The organism is Microbacterium sp. NPDC090281 (genome assembly GCF_044769635.1).
In the GTDB taxonomy this organism is placed as follows: domain Bacteria; phylum Actinomycetota; class Actinomycetes; order Actinomycetales; family Microbacteriaceae; genus Microbacterium.
This window is the reverse complement of record NZ_JBIVYH010000002.1, coordinates 44,559-59,342: the sequence shown is the minus strand read 5'-3', so window position 1 is coordinate 59,342 and position 14,784 is coordinate 44,559. Positions and strand designations below refer to the sequence as shown.

The following is a 14,784-nucleotide window of genomic DNA, read 5'->3' as shown; positions in this document are numbered from 1 at the left end:
TCGGCGCGTTGCTTGCGGCACTAATCCGAGGGTCGTTGTCCGCTACCTCCGTAGCATTCGCCGCGGACGCGATTCAGGATTGGCTTGATGTTCCTCTGACACCTCCACCAGCGGTCGTTGAGGCTACTCGGATGATTCTCGTGGAAGAGAAAGAGCAGGGGCTCGCGGCGATCTATGCGCGGCTTGTGTCTGCTCCGTCCCGGCGAACGCTCGGAACGTTCTTCACCCCGTCGCCGGAGGTCGACTGGATGATTAGTGAGTGGAGCCGACTGCACAAAGCGCCGCATGCGGTCATCGATGTCGGCGCCGGCGTAGGCGCGTATACCGCCGCTGCGGCCACGAGATGGCCGGAAGCTGGGATCTGGGCGGTCGACGTCAATCCGGTCACTCTAGGATTGCTGGCCGTCAGGGTAGTCGGGCAGTTCGAACTCAAGACGTCAGATGATGAACAGCCGGGTGTCCGCTTGGCGCTGGATGACTTCACTCGGTGGATGTCTTCTGTGTGGCCCCGCATTCGAGGCCCGCGGCTGATCCTTGGGAACCCCCCGTATACACGCCTTCAGCTCCTTCCTCAACGCGAACGCGACCGGCTTCATGAGGCGGGTGGCGGTCTATGTGGACGGCGTGCCTCGCTGTCGACGCTGATTGCAGCGCAGAGCTTGCTAGCTCTCGGTCCTGACGACGGCATGAGTTTGCTCCTTCCTGCACATTGGCTTGAGGCTGAGTATGCGAAAGGGTTGCGGAAAGAACTCTGGGCGTCGCAAACCCGCAAGGTGACGATGCGATTGTTCGACGACGGTCTGTTCGACGATGCGAGGGTCGACGCAGTGGCGCTGACGGTAGGGCCCGTTCAGGAGAGCCCCCAACCTCTCGAATGTCGAACAGACAACATCACACCGACGTTCGCAACGATGCAACGCGATGATGCCGTTCCCGCCGAGTTCCGATCCCTATTCACCTCGAGCCAGTCTGTTTCGGTAGAAGGTGGTGTTTGTCTTGGTGACGCGTTGGAGGTGCGTCGGGGCACAGCAACGGGGGCCAACGCCTTCTTTGCCCTCACAGCGGGGGAGGCTGAGGAGTTGCGGTTGCCTGTTTCTGTCCTGCGGCCGCTGGTGCGGCGGACTTTTGCGGTTCCGGACAGGGTTACGAAAGAGTGGCTGGAGGCTCGGCCGCGTTCGGAAAGGCATGTTCTTCTCGACATAACGGCTGATGATCTGGCTCTGTCCTCCGAGCTCAGAAGCTATGTGAAGTCGGGGGAGGACCAAGAACTCCCTGCTCGACATCTTTGTCGCGCGCGCCGGGACTGGCGTGTTCTTGGATCGGAGATCGTCATCCCGGATCTGCTCATCGGTCAGTCGACGCGAAGCGAGTTCCGCATTCTGGAGAATACCGGTGGTGCTGCAATCCTGAACAATCTATACGGGCTGACTTGGCGCCATCACGTCTCTGCAGGGGACCGCAAACGTGTCCTTCATTGGTTGAGATCCGACGCTGGTCAGCGGGCGCTCCGAGCCGGAGCTCGCTCACATGGGAGCGGGTTATGGAAGATCGAACCGGGTGCAGTGAAGAAAGTGCGCATCCCTGCAAAGATGTTCCGGGACACGACACTGCATTGACCGGACTCAGCCTTATTCCACCTAGTTCGAGGGTGGTGGTTGCCGAAAGAAGGCCTGACCGGAGACGACGGCCCCGGTGTCGTGATGTACATCAACTGCGCGCCAGAGTTTGTAGACCTCGCTTGGGGTTAACCGACCGACGAGACGGATCAGAGATTGCGCAAACGGCTCCACTGGAATTCGTCGTGCTCGGGCATACTTGGTGCCGTCTCGGTCATTCATCAGCAGAGGCAAGCAGTGCCGTGTCGCGAGTGCGACGATCTCGGCTTCACCTCCGTGCTGTCCTGTGTCTGGGGTTCCATCCATGTGACCATCCGTCGTAACCGGAAACGCGGTAATCGCCCCGTGCGGTAGTGCGCCGCCGCGCCGCATATATGCCAATGCCTTGTCGCGCTCTGGCTCATCCCGTTTGAGGAAGGGTACGTCCAGGAGAGCGGAGTGATGCCTCCCAATGAACGAGTCGATGGCAACGCGGACGTTCCGAGTGGTGGAACCGCTGCTGTGTTTCTGCGCTAGCTCGGCCCGAATCGTGGGGCTCGCAGCTACTGACCCACCGAAGGCCGAGGAGAAGTGCGTACTACCGCGGGCTAGAGCGCCAAAGCAGATCAAGTAACCAGTATCTGCCAGATAGCGGACCTCCCGAGTCATGCGTCTGGCTCGAGGCGGTGTCGCTCGGACTGCGCAACAAGCGAACGGAGGTCGGGATCCCCAGACGCTAGGTCAATCAGTGCCCACGGGTCATCGGCAAAGACCGGCCAGCCGTCGGCCTGCAATCGAACGGACTTGTCGGCGTCCGCGTCGATGGATAGCACTCGACCAGACGAGTCGTAAGCGACTACCGGCTGGTCGTGAGTGAGGGGAGCGAGATCAACACCTGCTGCATTCGCGAGCGCTTCGGCTCGGTCGGCAGACGAATCCCACTGGTACCTGTCGACGTCGACGAGCATCTGCTGGAGGCCCGCGCGCCACCATCGCCGTCCGAGAAAGTCGCTGAGTGGCCCGGTGTACGAGATTTCGTAGTGTCCGGCATGTGACGTCGCTGCGAGGCGAGCGAAAGACTCCTCTGTGATGCCGAGCAAGTTAGCGGCGTGCGACTGATCAAGCAAAAACGTTGGGTAGGGAAGGATCCGGTGAGCGAGCCAGCGCACCAGGCTTCGCCCATTCGTGTTCTGTGCGAGCGCGCGGGCTGGTGGACGGCAGTCTTCGATCTGCGCGCGTGCTGTGTCAGACCACCCCGAGTCGGGCAGAAGCAACCACCCTGCGCCGAAATCTTGACTATTCTGCGCCTCGTGCTGATGCGCACCCTGGGCGGCGCGGGCAAGTGCGATGAGGCGGTGACCAAAGTCCTCCGCCTCCCAGGAGAACACCCACTCGAGGTCGTGCTGCGCGGCCGTGAGTGCTTCCCGTCGCTCTTTAGGCAAGCCTTCCGCGATGCGCTCTAGCGCGCCGGTGTGGAGGGTCACCGCGGTCCGCTCGGGGTTCCCAGTAATGGCTGTGCGCGTCTGACTGCGAAATGAAGCCGCGACAGCGAGACCGTCGCGATTTCGGATCGAGGCTGGGGAGGATTGGTCACCCACGTCAGTCGCCGCTAGCCAGTCGTCTCCGAGAAACTCATCCACGCTCACCAAATCGATGTCGAGCAAGTCCTCTGCTTCGACACTGAACGGGTCGCGGACGACGAAGTCGGCGTGATCAGCGAACAGCGTTTCCAGCCCGCGTAGCCGCCCAGGCTGGTCGTCCACCAGCAGCACTTTGAGCTTGGGTGAGTGAGGCAACTCTTTCGATCCCTTCATCGATTCGGCAAGACTATTTCGACGGCGGTCGCATATCCCTGTTGAGGAGTTATGAACCGCACGGTTCCGCCGTACTCCTCGACGATCCGCCGCGTCAAGGGGAGCCCAAGGCCGAGTCCTTGACCCAGAACCATGTCAACGTCGCTGGTGGTTGTCTCGAAAGGACGGAACCATCGTTCAGCGTCAACCTCCGCGACCGCGACCCCTGTGTTTGAGATCACGAGTTGCGTCGAGTCAGCGCTGGATCGGCCTGCGATGTCGACACTTCCGAACTCCCCGCCCGTTCCGGGCGCGGAAGCAGCCTTGATGGCGTTGCTGAGAATGTTCGTGAGGATGACGTTCATCTCGGCGGGGAACATCGGAAGAGTCTTCAATGTCTTAGGCGTCTGGTCGGCGATGTTCACGTGGCGCGACTGCGCAGAAGCGGTCAGAAGGCGCATGGCCGTCGCCACACGATCAGAGACGATCTGGCGGCTCCGACGCCGTCCCGTCTCAGCACCGAAACTGTCGGACAAGTAGACGGCCTGGCGTTCAAGTGACGCGACGACCTCTTTCGATGCGTCTCGGGTCGCTCGCACCGAACGGGCGACAGATGTGGTGAGTGTGTCGTCGGAGAGCAGCTTGTCGAGAAGTGCCGTTACTATGCGCGCTTGACCCAACACGCCATTGACTTCGTGAACGAAAGCCCCGATCTGCGTGCCGAGACTTGCCAGCACCCGTAGCTGGGCCTGTTCGTCCTTCACGAGATCGTTCGCAGCGCGGAGTTCCTCCATGGCAGTGCTGACGATCTTCACATGTTGGCTAAACGCCTGGGGGTCCGCCTTCGCATCGTCTGCTCGGAGAGCCGCCGCGGCCTCTGTTCCAGCGGCGAGCCAGCGGTTCAGTCTGGTGGAGTCACGCGACTGACCCGTCGAGTCCTCCAAGTACGGTGTCGTTTCGAGCAAGGACGCAATCTCTCGCTCGCGTTCTTCTGCCTTCTTCGTGAGATCATCTTGACGTGCAGATTCACCGATGGCGGCCCGATATCGAACGCTGAGTTGCATTCCTCGACGGACATTCTCGATGAGATCGGTGAGTGCTTCGCCTGGAAGGAAGCCCTCTCTGTTCACCACCATCTCCAGCCCGTTGCTCTGCGCGTCGTGTAGGTAGACGCCGCCGAAGTAGTTCGCGTTTGGGAGGAGGAAGGTGCGCTCGTCTCGTGCGTCACTGCCGATGCCGTCGTCTGTGACCTCGAGGGAGGCGCGGCGCGAATAGTCCGCATCCAGTCCCAGCCAGTCATTTCTTGGCGTCCCATACGGGAGCACGCGGAAACCCTCCATGAACAGTCGGATGCCGGCTGCCTCGTCACTGAATCGCTTGAGAATATCGGGCAACGTCCTCTTCTTACCTGCGGAGCCGTCCCTGGCGAAGACTCGGGCGACGAAGAGCGGTCCGCGCGAGGACCGGGCGTAGCTGAAGTCGCGTACCTCAGCATGGGGGTTTGCCTCTCGTGTGTCACGACCCGGGGTGATTCGATAGCGAACTTCGTGGGCGCTGCGCCCGTCGATCTCAATCATCCAATTCGCGTACGCCAGCAAACTTGGCCACTGCGGGTCGCTGCCAGCGAAATCCCCGGACAGCTCGACCGCAAAACCAGGGTCATTCGACGAGGTATCAGCTACATCGATCTGACCCAGCAGGCTGTCTCCGGGGAAAGCCCTTGTACTAGGAGGAGAGATCAACGTTTCATCAGGCCTCGTCGACCGCACCTCGTGCAGGAAAGACCTAAGCTGCGCGCCGCGCCAGGGGCTGAACAGGTGCCCGATAGTCAGCACTGTGGCCGACGCCGGTCGCGCGGGCATCTCAACGAGAGAAATTTCCTTCGCCTGTTCGATGCTCTCCGTGCTCTTCTCGATGGCTTCCCAATTGATGGTCGCTCGAAATCCAAGATCCTCGGCAGACCGGTCAGGCAGGGAGAGGTCCGGGTTCGACTCCAACGACAAGGATCGCCCGAGCTTGTGGGCGGAGAGCCGACCGATACCCTTCGCCCCGGTGTAGCGGCGGTGAAAGAGCGGACTTTTCCTCTCCCCACCTTCCTTGCTACGACCGGCAATCCGAAGGAACTTATCCGTGAAGTCTGCGACGGTCATACCGTGGCCATCGTCACTGACGGTAATGAGACCGTGCGAGGTCAGCTCCTCCGCGTGCAGAACCACGCGAGTGGCATCCGCGTCGTAGGCATTCTTGATGAGCTCGACTACAGCAGTGCTGTCACGCCCGACGAGAAGGGCACCGAGTTCGCGCAGCAGATGGGTATCGACGGAAAATGCGAGATTCTGGTCAGCGGGCTGCTCGGCGGGGTTCGGTTGCGCCATGTCTTGAAGCCTAGGGGATCACCGGCAAGAGAGCCGGGTTCGTTGATCTTCCAAAACCCCTACCAAGATCCGCCCGATCCCGCCCCGTGTCAACGGAGCTTTGATACCCGATTAGCCTTCAACTCGTTTCAGTGGCGAAGTCACTTAGAGAACAGGTGGGAGGAGAGGGTTAGGGTCATGCACAGACCGCGCATGTCAGGACGGGACGGACAGCACTCCCCGTCTGACCGCTGCCCGACGAGTCTGCTCCCGGAGGCCGGGCGACGCATCATCAAGCAGCGACGGTCATCGCCGCTCACAAGTCGGCGCTATGAGCTCTGCCGCGCTCATGACGCCAAGGACCAGGGTCGGCCTGCGAACCTCCAGAGCACTCAGTCAGAACGGGTGATACCCCACGATTCTGGAAGACGAGATCGAACGTTGGTTCGGCGATGGAACATCGGCCCCAGGGGGAACTTGCAGCATCACACGTGGTGTGGCGCGAGAACGCACCGGGAGGCGCGCGGCGAGAAACTGTAGGCTCAGGGACTTATGAAGAGGACACCAGGAGGGCGGCTCGAGCTCAGTGGGTGTGATGAGCGTTGAAACGTACCTCGCGGAAGATGGAACCGGCTCGTTCAAAAGCTGGTACGTTCCCGATCTCTTGCCATCCGAAATAGCGGACATTTGCCTAGCGTTCGTCTTCGAGTCGCCGTACGTCGATGAGGTGGCTGCCGGCGTCCCAATGGTCGGAAAGGCTGGGCAACTCGCGCTCGAGTACATCCTTGGCTCGCAAGCGAACGGGCGCAGTCTTGGCCGCGTGGTGGAGGCGCAGCACCGTGAAGGGAACTCGCGCATCGCCATTCTGAATACGAGCAAAGTCCCGCTCGAATCCGTCATGGACCCGGGCGAGACAGATCTCGGCGAGGCAGACTGGATCCTTCTCGATAAGGTCCGCCGCTCGAACGCGGCGACCGCCACAAGCATGATGCTCGCGCAGGCGAACAATGCCGGACGTGTGTTGCGCGACAACCTAGAGCGTCGCGTGAATGACCTCAACCTCTCACCTGACGCGACGCTGGTGGCGGGCGGTGTGTGTGCTCAGCGCTTTGTGCGTTCGTTCACGGTGAAGTCGGGTCGGGCGCCCCTGAACGTGCCACATCCCGCGCGCAGGAATTGGCAAAACGCCCCGACGCACGCAGGCCTGCTTGAGGTGCGCAGGCTGTTCTTGGCATCTTCCTGACTACGCCGAGCGACGGTAGTTTCCGAGGTCCACAATTGGAGCGATGGGCGCGTCCTCGGTAGGGCCGAGAACTGGCTCGGCGAGCGGCGCGGTCTGAACTGTCGACTCACCCTCCTCGGGGAGCTTCGCGCGATGGAGGTGCTTGGCGGCGAAGGTGCGCATCCGGGTCAGGTCTTCGGGCCCACGTGTCGTCCACCACCACTTGCCGAGTGGCGAGATCACTTCACGGTAGATCCAGCGGGTGAAGTCCTGAGCGTCCGCGTCCCGCCGTGCACGTACCTCTTCGAGTCGACGCTGTTCGCGAATCTCGCGAAGTCGTGTCTCACGTGCCTGGTCTTCGGCGGCCAACGAAGCCCCGGTTGGGACAGGCCGAGGGTTGCGGTACTGCTTCACGAACGGGCCACGGGCGCGTGCCCCACCTGTGCTGAGCATGTCGTCTGTGATGGGTTCGCCGTCATCGTCATGCGTTGGTATCGACACGAGCACGTCCCGTTCGTTCGGTCTCGAGCTCATAGAATCTTCGGGCATCGCTCCTCCAACTACGTGAAGTCGAGCATATTGCTCTGATCGACATCCGTACCTCGGAATTCGCCGCGAACCGTTGTGCGCTACTCTCGGGCGACGATAAGTAGCCGAAGCAAGGACTTGTCATGGGGAATGCGAAGAACGAGAAGCGCAAGCGACGTGAGCAGCGAGCGATAATCGAAGCCACCGAGTTTTGGCACGGAGGAGCAGCAGGTCGTGAACCTGGGGATACTCTCCTCAGCCCGCTTCTTACTCATGACCCCACGAGCGTGTCGACGACAGGCATGCCTGAGGCGCGCGCAGATCGCGTGTATTTCACCACAGACCGCGAACTCGCTCGAGTCTATGCGTCCATTGTGCAGACGCACGCGGGTGCCAGCGCCGTGTATAGAGTGCTCCCGCTGGGGGAACTCGAACGAGACCCTGACTACCCAACGGTCGGTTTTCAGAGCGCGAAGGCGTCCGTGTTAGAGGTCGTCGAGCGTGATGTCGTGATGTCGGTCGAAGAGCGGGGTATCCGCTGTCAGCCTTACGAGCTCTATACGGACGGACGAAATGTGCACGACGAGACCGGGCGTCTTCAGCTCGCGCCCGGCTGGGACCTACTCGGCTTCGACCAGAAGTACATCGACAACAACTTCGCACCGTGGACGTCCTACGAGGACGCTGGACTGCAATTGCTCGCGGCGTCTCGTCGGAGCGGGAGCCACACCAGTTAGGACGTCGACGCACCCGTTCTCGCCACCAGTGTGAGCCGGTCGCACCTGTCGCGAAGAACCGCTCTCTCTCCTGTGAGGCACGAACTCAGGCCGCTAGCGCAGGTGCTTTCGCGCTGAAGTACCATCGCTTTTCCCAGCGGCCTAGATGACATCGCATCCGCGCCTAGACAGCTAAAACGAACGCTAGTGGCTGGCTCGCGTCACAGCCATGAACAGCCCAGAGAACGGCTGGGTCCTCGTCACACTGATGACGGCTGGTCTGGTGGTGCTCATCTGGGCCGTCGCGGGTCCTGCGCTGACCTCGCTGTTCGAGCAGGCGATCCAACGGGTCTCGGGACTCTGAGGTGTCCGACGGCCTCCGATTCGGTGATGATCGCGGCTCCAGTCCGGTGGAGTTCGTGTTGGTGGGGACGCTGCTCACGGCCTTGACTCTCGCGGTCCTTCAGGTCGCGTTCGCTGTCTACGTGCGCAACGTGGTCCACGATGCGGCGGTCGAGGGCGCCTACTACGCGGCACTCGCCGATACCGCACCGGAAGAAGGCGTCGAGCGCACCAGGGGCGTCATCGCCCGGACGATCGGCGCGGCCTATGCCGAAGACGTCCGGATCGGCACCTCTGGGTCTGCACCGTACGACACGGTCGACGTGCGCGTCCGCACCACCTTCCCGTTGCTCGGGCTGATCGGAATCCCTCTCGCGATGGAGGTGGAAGCGCATGCGCCGGCCGAGGCTTTCGGTGAATGAGGATGGTTCGGCGGCGCTCGAGTTCATCGCCGTCGGTGTCATCCTCCTGGTTCCGCTGGTCTATCTCGTGATCGCGCTCGGAGCGATCCAGGAGCAGACGCTCGGAGCGGAGGCTGCGGCTCGTCACATCGCGCGCGTGATCTCGCGAGCCCCAGATGCTGTGACGGCCGCAGAGCGGAGCGACGCCGTGCTCGCGGGGATCGTCGACGAGTACGGCCTCGACGCTGATGCGGTCGAGATGACGCTCGTCTGCACTCCAGCGGTGGTCGAGTGCCCATCGGCCGGGGCGACGATCATCGTCACTGTCGCCACGCGCGTGCAGCTTCCGCTTGTGCCGGAGATGCTCGGTCTCGATCGTGCGACGGCGGTCCCTGTGCAGGCCGAAGCGGTGCAGAAGGTGTCGCGGCTGTGGGGCGCGGAATGACAGTCCACGCTCGAACGATGAACAGGCCCGTCGGCGGGCACGACGAAGGGAGCGTGTTGCTCCTCACCCTCGGTTACGTGCTGCTCGCGCTGGCGGTGATCTTCGTCTGCGTCTGCGCCACGGATCTCTACATCGCCCAGAAGCGACTGGACGCGCTCGCCGATTCTGCCGCGCTCGCCGGTGCGGACGGGTTCGCCCTGGTCGTGAGCGATGGCGGCGTGCGGGCCGAGCTGACGGATGCCGGTGTCGAGGAACAGGCCGACGCTCTGGTGGCCGCACTGCCGGGGGAGGCGTCGATCACCGCGGCAGGAACACCTGACGGCGTCACGGCCCTGGTCACCGTCGCCGCGGATTGGCATCCGCCGTTGGTGTCCGTGTTCGTGCCCGACGGCGTTCCGCTGGAATCGAGCGCCACCAGCCGCACGGCTCTGCGGTGACAGGATCCTCGGCTCGGCCAGGGTGCGCAGGCGCGGCTGAGAGGCCTCGAATGCTGATCGAGGTCCAGGCAGAGCGAATCCAGGCTCGCGGAGAAGTCCGTCTATGTGTGTTCGGCGAGCTGCCGTGGTGTTTCCCTCCTGCGGATCGCGCGGCTGACTCCGACCGTCAGCAGTGCGAGCAACACGGCGCCCACGCCGACGAAGACCAGCGACCGGGTTCCGGCAATGGCGATCTGAAGCGCGCCCAGCGCCGACCCGAGAGTGATGCCGATGTTGGATGAGGAGACGAAGAGGCTGTTGCCGAAAGTGGGCGCGTCGGCGGACTCGCGGGCGATGAGCGATTGGCCGAGCAAGAGCCCGCCGGAGTGCAGCAGACTCCACGGAATCACGAGTAGCGACATGGCCCAAGCGGACGGCGCCACCGCATACATCACGAGATACAGCAGCAGGTAGCCGCCCAAGAACCACAGCAGAGTCGCGAGCAGACCGCGCTTGATCAGTTGCGCAAAGGCGAGGTTGCCCGCGACCATGACGAGACCGAAGAGCATGAGCAGCGCGCCGATCGTGAGCGAAGGGATGCCGCTTACGCCGCCCAGATAGTCGGCGAAGTAGCTGTAGGTGGAGAACATGGCCGCAAACACGAGTGTGACGACAGTCAGCTGAAGCCAAAGCTGAGGGCGGCGCAGGATCTGCACCTGTTCTCCGTAGCTCAGGTGTTGCTCGGACGGCATCGTCGGCACCCAGAGAGCAATTCCGATGAAGGCGAGCATGTTCACCAGGGCGGCGATGCAGAACGCGACGGGCACCGAGGCGCTGCTGGCCAGGAACGTCATGGCCGGAACCCCGAAGGCAAATCCGACGGTGACTCCGGTGAACACACGAGCGGCCGCGCCCGCTTCCTTGCCCGGCTGCGCCAGCGCGGTCGCGGCGGTGAGGGCTACCGCGAAGTAGATGGGATGCAGGAGGGCCGGAACGATGCGGAACACCACCAGCACGGGGAAGCTCTCGGAGAACGCGTAGACGATGTTCGCGAGCGCGAAGACTGCCATGGTGAGCAGGAGGACCGTCTTGCGATTGAAGCGAGAAGCCGCGAGCACGCCGAAAGGTCCGCTCACTGCGACGACCAGGGCAAAGACGCTCACGAGCAGCCCGGCCTGCGAAATGGACACGTCCGCCCGGTCGGCCAGCTCAGGAAGCACGCCCACGATGCCGATCTCGGTGGTGATGATGCTGAAGACGCCAAGCGCAAGCATGGCGCTGGCCAGGAAGCCGTGTTTCATGAATCTCCATATTTAGATTAATAGATACGTTAGACCGAGGGTGCCCTCGCCCGTGGTGCCCGGGCTTGCGGCTAGAGGGACTGTCCGATGCGGTCGGCGATGGTGCGGATTGCATCCTCATCGCGCCGGTAGTAGGTCCAGCGACCCTCGCGGTACGAGGTCAACAGGCCGGCGGACTGAAGGGATTTCAAGTAGGTCGAGGTCACCGACTGCGAGATCTTGGTCGCCTTCTGAATGTCTTGAACGCAGACGCCATCCTCGATGCTCAGGCCCAAGCCCCGGTACTGCTTGTCGTCGAAGTGCGCGTGGGGCTCCCTGAGGAGGTCGAGGATGAGGCGCCGCGTATCGTTGGCAAGGGCTCGGTACACGACTCCCAGCGGGACTTCCCTCGCAGATGCGGCATTCATATATCTAGAATAACAGATGTAATTTGCGCTCCGGAGTTCGTAGTCTCGAGGCGATGCGCGGAGCGGGCAGGTTCTGACGGATGGCCATTCCAGGGATCCTCGCTCGGCCGCGACCGGGGTCGATGGCCCCGCCGGATGTCGCGGCGCTGGAGCGACAGGATTCTCTTCTCAGCGTGGATCGCGCAGCTGCGCGATCAGTCCATCGAGCCGCGGCACGAGCTGCGGAGGTACCTCCGCCGGCAGGGCGTCGACCGGCCACCACCTGACGTCTTCGGACTCATCGCTCACGGTGAGTGCGGCTTCGCGGTCGACGACGACCGCGATCCCGATATCGAGGTGTGAGGCGCAGGCGCCGAAGCGGGACGACAGAGCGTGATGGTCGAGATCGTAGGCGAGCGGGGCGGTCATCGGCTCCACGACGATGCCGGTCTCCTCGCCGAGCTCCCGCAGCGCTCCGGTCACGACAGAAGCATCCTCGTCCTCGACGTGACCGCCCGGCTGCACCCAGAACTGCCCCTTGCGGTGGAAGACGAGCAGGGTGTGCTGGAGCGAGGCATCGAACACGACGCACGATGCGGTGAGGTGATCGGGGCCGGAGTCCCGATGCACCGGACCGCCGTCTGCGCTGAAGAACGAGGCGAAATCTGCCTGCGCATCACGGTCTCGCGCCGAACGCGGCACGAACGTCGCGACCAGGCGGTGCGCATCGGCCTCCAGATTCGGGATCATTCCTGTTCTCCCTCCGACGAGTCGTCGCTGGAATCTGGTCGCGCCCGTGGGACGAACTGTGGGATCCAGCGCAGGAACCCGAGCGCACCGATGAGGCCGACCACTCCCATCGTGGCGGCGGCGAACGGCAGCGCTGCCACTGCCGTGATGGCCGAGACGAGGAGCGGGGCGATCGCGCCACCGGCATCGGTCAAGGTCCGCCAGGATCCGAGGAAGGCCGCGGGCTCCCGTTTCGGGGCGACGTCGGCGCCGAGAGTCAACAGGATGCCGCTGGACAGGCCGTTTCCGACGCCGAGGACTGCGGCGAACATGCCGAACCACAGCACCGCAGCATCCAGATCGTGCGTGAACGACAGTGCGAGGAAGCCTGCGCCCATGAGCACCATCGCGGGCATCGCCGCCCAGAGCCTGCCGAACCGGTCCATCACCTGGCCGCTCGCATAGAAGAGTGCGAAGTCGATGGCACCGGAGACGCCGACGACGAGGGCGATCGTCGAAGCATCCAGCCCCAGCGACAGCCCCCACAGCGGAAGGACGACCTGTCGCGCGGAGCGGACGGCGGAGAGCGATGCGGCGGCGATTCCGAGGCGTCCGAGCACGGCGCGCTGCCGCCACATGGTCTGGAAGATCCCGACGCGTTCGATCGTCGGGATCGACCCGCTGACCGCTTCGCCGGAGTCCTCGATGTAGCGCTCTCGGGTGCTCGACGGTACCGGAGGGATCATCTTCTCCGGGTCGGGGCCGAACAGGACGAGCAGCACCATGACGACCAGACATCCGAGGAAGAACCAGATCGCCGCGCTCTCGCTGCCGAACAGCTGCAGGAGCCCCGCGGCCACGAAGGGCCCGATGAAGATGCCGAGGCGGAAGCTGCCGCCGAGCAGCGAGAGCGAGCGCGCACGGAAGGCGACCGGCACGCGGGTGGTCATGAATGCGTGCCGAGCGAGACCGAAGGCCGCTGCACAGATTCCGAGGAGGAAGACAGACGCCGCGAGCACACCGAGGGAGGGGGCGAAGACCATTCCGACCCCGGCGATGATCGCGATCACGCCGGCGATCACCATCGTGAACCGCTCTCCGATGCGCCCGACCGCCCATCCGGCGGGGAGATTTCCGCACAGCTGGCCGATGACGAGGGCGGAGGCCACGAGCGCGGCGAACGCCACGTCGGCGCCCATCGATACCGCGAGCACCGGGATGAGCGGGATCACGGCGCCCTCGCCGAGTGCGAAGAGGATCGTCGGCAGATACACCATGGGCCCGAACTGCCGGAGGACCGTCGAAGCACTGCTCACGTCTTCACGCTACTCCCCGCCGTTCGGCTTCGAAGACGACGACGTCCCCGCACGGGCAGGCGGCACGTTAGGCTGAGGTGTCATGCTCGAACTAGATCTCTCCGCCGAAATCCAGGCGCTCAGGCACACCTTCGGCGACATCAGCGAGGTCGTCGATGTCCCTCACCTCCGCGACGAGATCGCGAGGCTCAGCGAGGAGGCCGGCGCCCCCGACCTCTGGGACGACACCGAGCGCGCGCAGAAGGTGACCAGCGCCCTCAGCCACCGTCAGTCGGAGCTTGCCCGGGTCACCGGGATCGCTCAGCGTCTCGACGACCTCGAGGTGCTCGTCGGCCTCGCCAACGAGATGGGTGATGAGGACTCCGCACAGGAAGCCCGCACCGAGCTCGCAGCACTCACCGACCTGATCAACCAGCTCGAGGTGCAGACGCTTCTCGACGGGGAGTACGACGAGAGAAGCGCGATCATCACGATCCGCTCCGGCGCCGGCGGCGACGACGCCACCGACTTCGCTGAGATGCTGATGCGCATGTACCTGCGCTGGGCCGAGCGGCACAAGTACCCCGTCAAGGTGATGGACACGTCCTACGCCGAAGGAGCCGGCATCAAGTCGGCCACGTTCGAGATCGACGCGCCCTACGCCTTCGGCACCATCTCGGTCGAGGCCGGAACGCACCGCCTCGCCCGCATCAGTCCGTTCGGTTCCGCCGACAAGCGCCAGACGTCGTTCGCCGCGGTCGAGGTCATCCCGCTCATGGAAGAGGCAACCGAGGTCGACATCCCGGAGAACGACATCCGGGTCGACGTCTTCCGCTCGTCCGGTCCTGGTGGACAGTCGGTCAACACCACCGACTCCGCCGTTCGCCTGACGCACCTCCCGACCGGCATCGTCGTGTCGATGCAGAACGAGAAGTCGCAGATCCAGAACCGTGCCGCCGCGATGCGCGTGCTGCAGACCCGCCTCCTCCTGCTGCAGAAGGAGCAGGAGGCAGCGAAGAAGAAGGAACTCGCCGGCAACATCACGGCGAGCTGGGGCGACCAGATGCGCTCCTACTTCCTCTACGGTCAGCAACTCGTGAAGGATCTCCGCACCGGGCAGGAATCCGGCAATCCGGCCGCAGTTTTCGACGGCGACCTCGACGACTTCATCTCCGCGGGCATCCGCTGGCGAAAGCGCAAGATCGAGGACTGAGTCCACGAAGAAGGCCCCGGAGAGTTCCGGGGCCTTCTTCGTTGGTGC

Annotated in this window: 15 protein-coding genes; 8 read left to right on the top strand and 7 right to left on the bottom strand. The window is 63.5% G+C overall.

Translation table 11 applies throughout. From position 1 onward, the window contains the following. Nucleotides 1–131 precede the first annotated feature (131 nt). Nucleotides 132–1,616: a hypothetical protein gene (locus ACIQTX_RS14510; RefSeq protein ID WP_402973235.1), complete on the top strand. Its 1,485-nt coding sequence runs from the start codon at nucleotides 132–134 to the stop codon at nucleotides 1,614–1,616. Nucleotides 1,617–2,260: 644 nt separating this feature from the next. Here ACIQTX_RS14510 and ACIQTX_RS14505 read toward each other — a convergent pair. Both ACIQTX_RS14505 and ACIQTX_RS14500 read right to left on the bottom strand, forming a co-directional pair. Continuing rightward, on the bottom strand, nucleotides 2,261–3,409 hold the full coding sequence (locus tag ACIQTX_RS14505) for a hypothetical protein (RefSeq protein ID WP_402973232.1): 1,149 nt from the start codon (nucleotides 3,407–3,409) through the stop codon (nucleotides 2,261–2,263). After that, nucleotides 3,406–5,763, bottom strand: coding sequence for an ATP-binding protein (locus tag ACIQTX_RS14500; protein ID WP_402973229.1), 2,358 nt, complete (start codon nucleotides 5,761–5,763; stop codon nucleotides 3,406–3,408). The genes ACIQTX_RS14505 and ACIQTX_RS14500 overlap by 4 nt, the downstream gene beginning before the upstream one ends. Before the next feature lie 574 nt (nucleotides 5,764–6,337). Between ACIQTX_RS14500 and ACIQTX_RS14495 the strand changes: the two genes are divergently transcribed. Beyond that, complete coding sequence (locus tag ACIQTX_RS14495; protein WP_402973226.1) at nucleotides 6,338–6,985, top strand: hypothetical protein; 648 nt, start codon at nucleotides 6,338–6,340, stop codon at nucleotides 6,983–6,985. Here ACIQTX_RS14495 and ACIQTX_RS14490 read toward each other — a convergent pair whose 3' ends face one another. Further along, nucleotides 6,986–7,333 (bottom strand): hypothetical protein, encoded by a 348-nt coding sequence (locus tag ACIQTX_RS14490; protein WP_402973223.1) that lies wholly within the window; start codon nucleotides 7,331–7,333, stop codon nucleotides 6,986–6,988. Between the two features lie 302 nt (nucleotides 7,334–7,635). On the opposite strand from ACIQTX_RS14490, the gene ACIQTX_RS14485 reads away from it, so the two are divergent. The 5 genes from ACIQTX_RS14485 (at nucleotide 7,636) to ACIQTX_RS14465 (ending at nucleotide 9,833) form a co-directional block, all read left to right on the top strand. Continuing rightward, complete coding sequence (locus tag ACIQTX_RS14485) at nucleotides 7,636–8,229, top strand: hypothetical protein (RefSeq protein ID WP_402973220.1); 594 nt, start codon at nucleotides 7,636–7,638, stop codon at nucleotides 8,227–8,229. Nucleotides 8,230–8,437: 208 nt separating this feature from the next. Beyond that, a complete protein-coding gene (locus ACIQTX_RS14480; RefSeq protein WP_402975596.1) occupies nucleotides 8,438–8,572 on the top strand; it encodes a hypothetical protein in 135 nt (44 codons plus the stop codon). Between the two features lie 46 nt (nucleotides 8,573–8,618). After that, nucleotides 8,619–8,972, top strand: coding sequence for a TadE/TadG family type IV pilus assembly protein (locus tag ACIQTX_RS14475; protein WP_402973217.1), 354 nt, complete (start codon nucleotides 8,619–8,621; stop codon nucleotides 8,970–8,972). Next, the gene (locus ACIQTX_RS14470) at nucleotides 8,965–9,396 is read left to right on the top strand and encodes a TadE family protein (RefSeq protein WP_402973214.1); all 432 of its coding nucleotides are present in this window, start codon (nucleotides 8,965–8,967) and stop codon (nucleotides 9,394–9,396) included. The genes ACIQTX_RS14475 and ACIQTX_RS14470 overlap by 8 nt, the downstream gene beginning before the upstream one ends. Before the next feature lie 17 nt (nucleotides 9,397–9,413). Beyond that, nucleotides 9,414–9,833, top strand: a complete 420-nt coding sequence (locus tag ACIQTX_RS14465) for a pilus assembly protein TadG-related protein (protein WP_402973211.1) — start codon at nucleotides 9,414–9,416, stop codon at nucleotides 9,831–9,833. A 101-nt stretch (nucleotides 9,834–9,934) separates the two neighbouring features. On the opposite strand, the gene ACIQTX_RS14460 is transcribed toward ACIQTX_RS14465, so the two are convergent. The 4 genes from ACIQTX_RS14460 to ACIQTX_RS14445 form a co-directional block, all read right to left on the bottom strand. Then, nucleotides 9,935–11,113, bottom strand: a complete 1,179-nt coding sequence (locus tag ACIQTX_RS14460) for an MFS transporter (RefSeq protein ID WP_402973209.1) — start codon at nucleotides 11,111–11,113, stop codon at nucleotides 9,935–9,937. A 71-nt stretch (nucleotides 11,114–11,184) separates the two neighbouring features. Then, on the bottom strand, nucleotides 11,185–11,520 hold the full coding sequence (locus ACIQTX_RS14455; RefSeq protein WP_402973206.1) for an ArsR/SmtB family transcription factor: 336 nt from the start codon (nucleotides 11,518–11,520) through the stop codon (nucleotides 11,185–11,187). 168 nt (nucleotides 11,521–11,688) lie between these two features. Further along, a complete protein-coding gene (locus tag ACIQTX_RS14450; RefSeq protein ID WP_402973204.1) occupies nucleotides 11,689–12,249 on the bottom strand; it encodes an NUDIX hydrolase in 561 nt (186 codons plus the stop codon). After that, a complete protein-coding gene (locus tag ACIQTX_RS14445; RefSeq protein ID WP_402975539.1) occupies nucleotides 12,246–13,505 on the bottom strand; it encodes an MFS transporter in 1,260 nt (419 codons plus the stop codon). The genes ACIQTX_RS14450 and ACIQTX_RS14445 overlap by 4 nt, the downstream gene beginning before the upstream one ends. 121 nt (nucleotides 13,506–13,626) lie before the next feature. Here ACIQTX_RS14445 and prfB point away from each other — a divergent pair, with 121 nt between their 5' ends. Further along, entirely contained in the window at nucleotides 13,627–14,736 is a 1,110-nt protein-coding gene (gene prfB, locus ACIQTX_RS14440; protein ID WP_028503564.1) for a peptide chain release factor 2, read from the top strand. The last annotated feature ends 48 nt before the right edge of the window (nucleotides 14,737–14,784 follow it).

Bases quoted from the DNA above. Each gene is read 5' to 3' on its own strand.
- ACIQTX_RS14510 (WP_402973235.1), top strand. From the start codon at position 132: ATGATTCTCGTGGAAGAGAAAGAGCAGGGGCTCGCGGCGATCTATGCG.
- ACIQTX_RS14505 (WP_402973232.1), bottom strand. From the start codon at position 3,409: ATGAAGGGATCGAAAGAGTTGCCTCACTCACCCAAGCTCAAAGTGCTG.
- ACIQTX_RS14500 (WP_402973229.1), bottom strand. From the start codon at position 5,763: ATGGCGCAACCGAACCCCGCCGAGCAGCCCGCTGACCAGAATCTCGCA.
- ACIQTX_RS14495 (WP_402973226.1), top strand. From the start codon at position 6,338: ATGAGCGTTGAAACGTACCTCGCGGAAGATGGAACCGGCTCGTTCAAA.
- ACIQTX_RS14485 (WP_402973220.1), top strand. From the start codon at position 7,636: ATGGGGAATGCGAAGAACGAGAAGCGCAAGCGACGTGAGCAGCGAGCG.
- ACIQTX_RS14480 (WP_402975596.1), top strand. From the start codon at position 8,438: ATGAACAGCCCAGAGAACGGCTGGGTCCTCGTCACACTGATGACGGCT.
- ACIQTX_RS14465 (WP_402973211.1), top strand. From the start codon at position 9,414: ATGAACAGGCCCGTCGGCGGGCACGACGAAGGGAGCGTGTTGCTCCTC.
- ACIQTX_RS14460 (WP_402973209.1), bottom strand. From the start codon at position 11,113: ATGAAACACGGCTTCCTGGCCAGCGCCATGCTTGCGCTTGGCGTCTTC.
- ACIQTX_RS14455 (WP_402973206.1), bottom strand. From the start codon at position 11,520: ATGAATGCCGCATCTGCGAGGGAAGTCCCGCTGGGAGTCGTGTACCGA.
- ACIQTX_RS14450 (WP_402973204.1), bottom strand. From the start codon at position 12,249: ATGATCCCGAATCTGGAGGCCGATGCGCACCGCCTGGTCGCGACGTTC.
- ACIQTX_RS14445 (WP_402975539.1), bottom strand. From the start codon at position 13,505: ATGGTGTATCTGCCGACGATCCTCTTCGCACTCGGCGAGGGCGCCGTG.
- prfB (WP_028503564.1), top strand. From the start codon at position 13,627: ATGCTCGAACTAGATCTCTCCGCCGAAATCCAGGCGCTCAGGCACACC.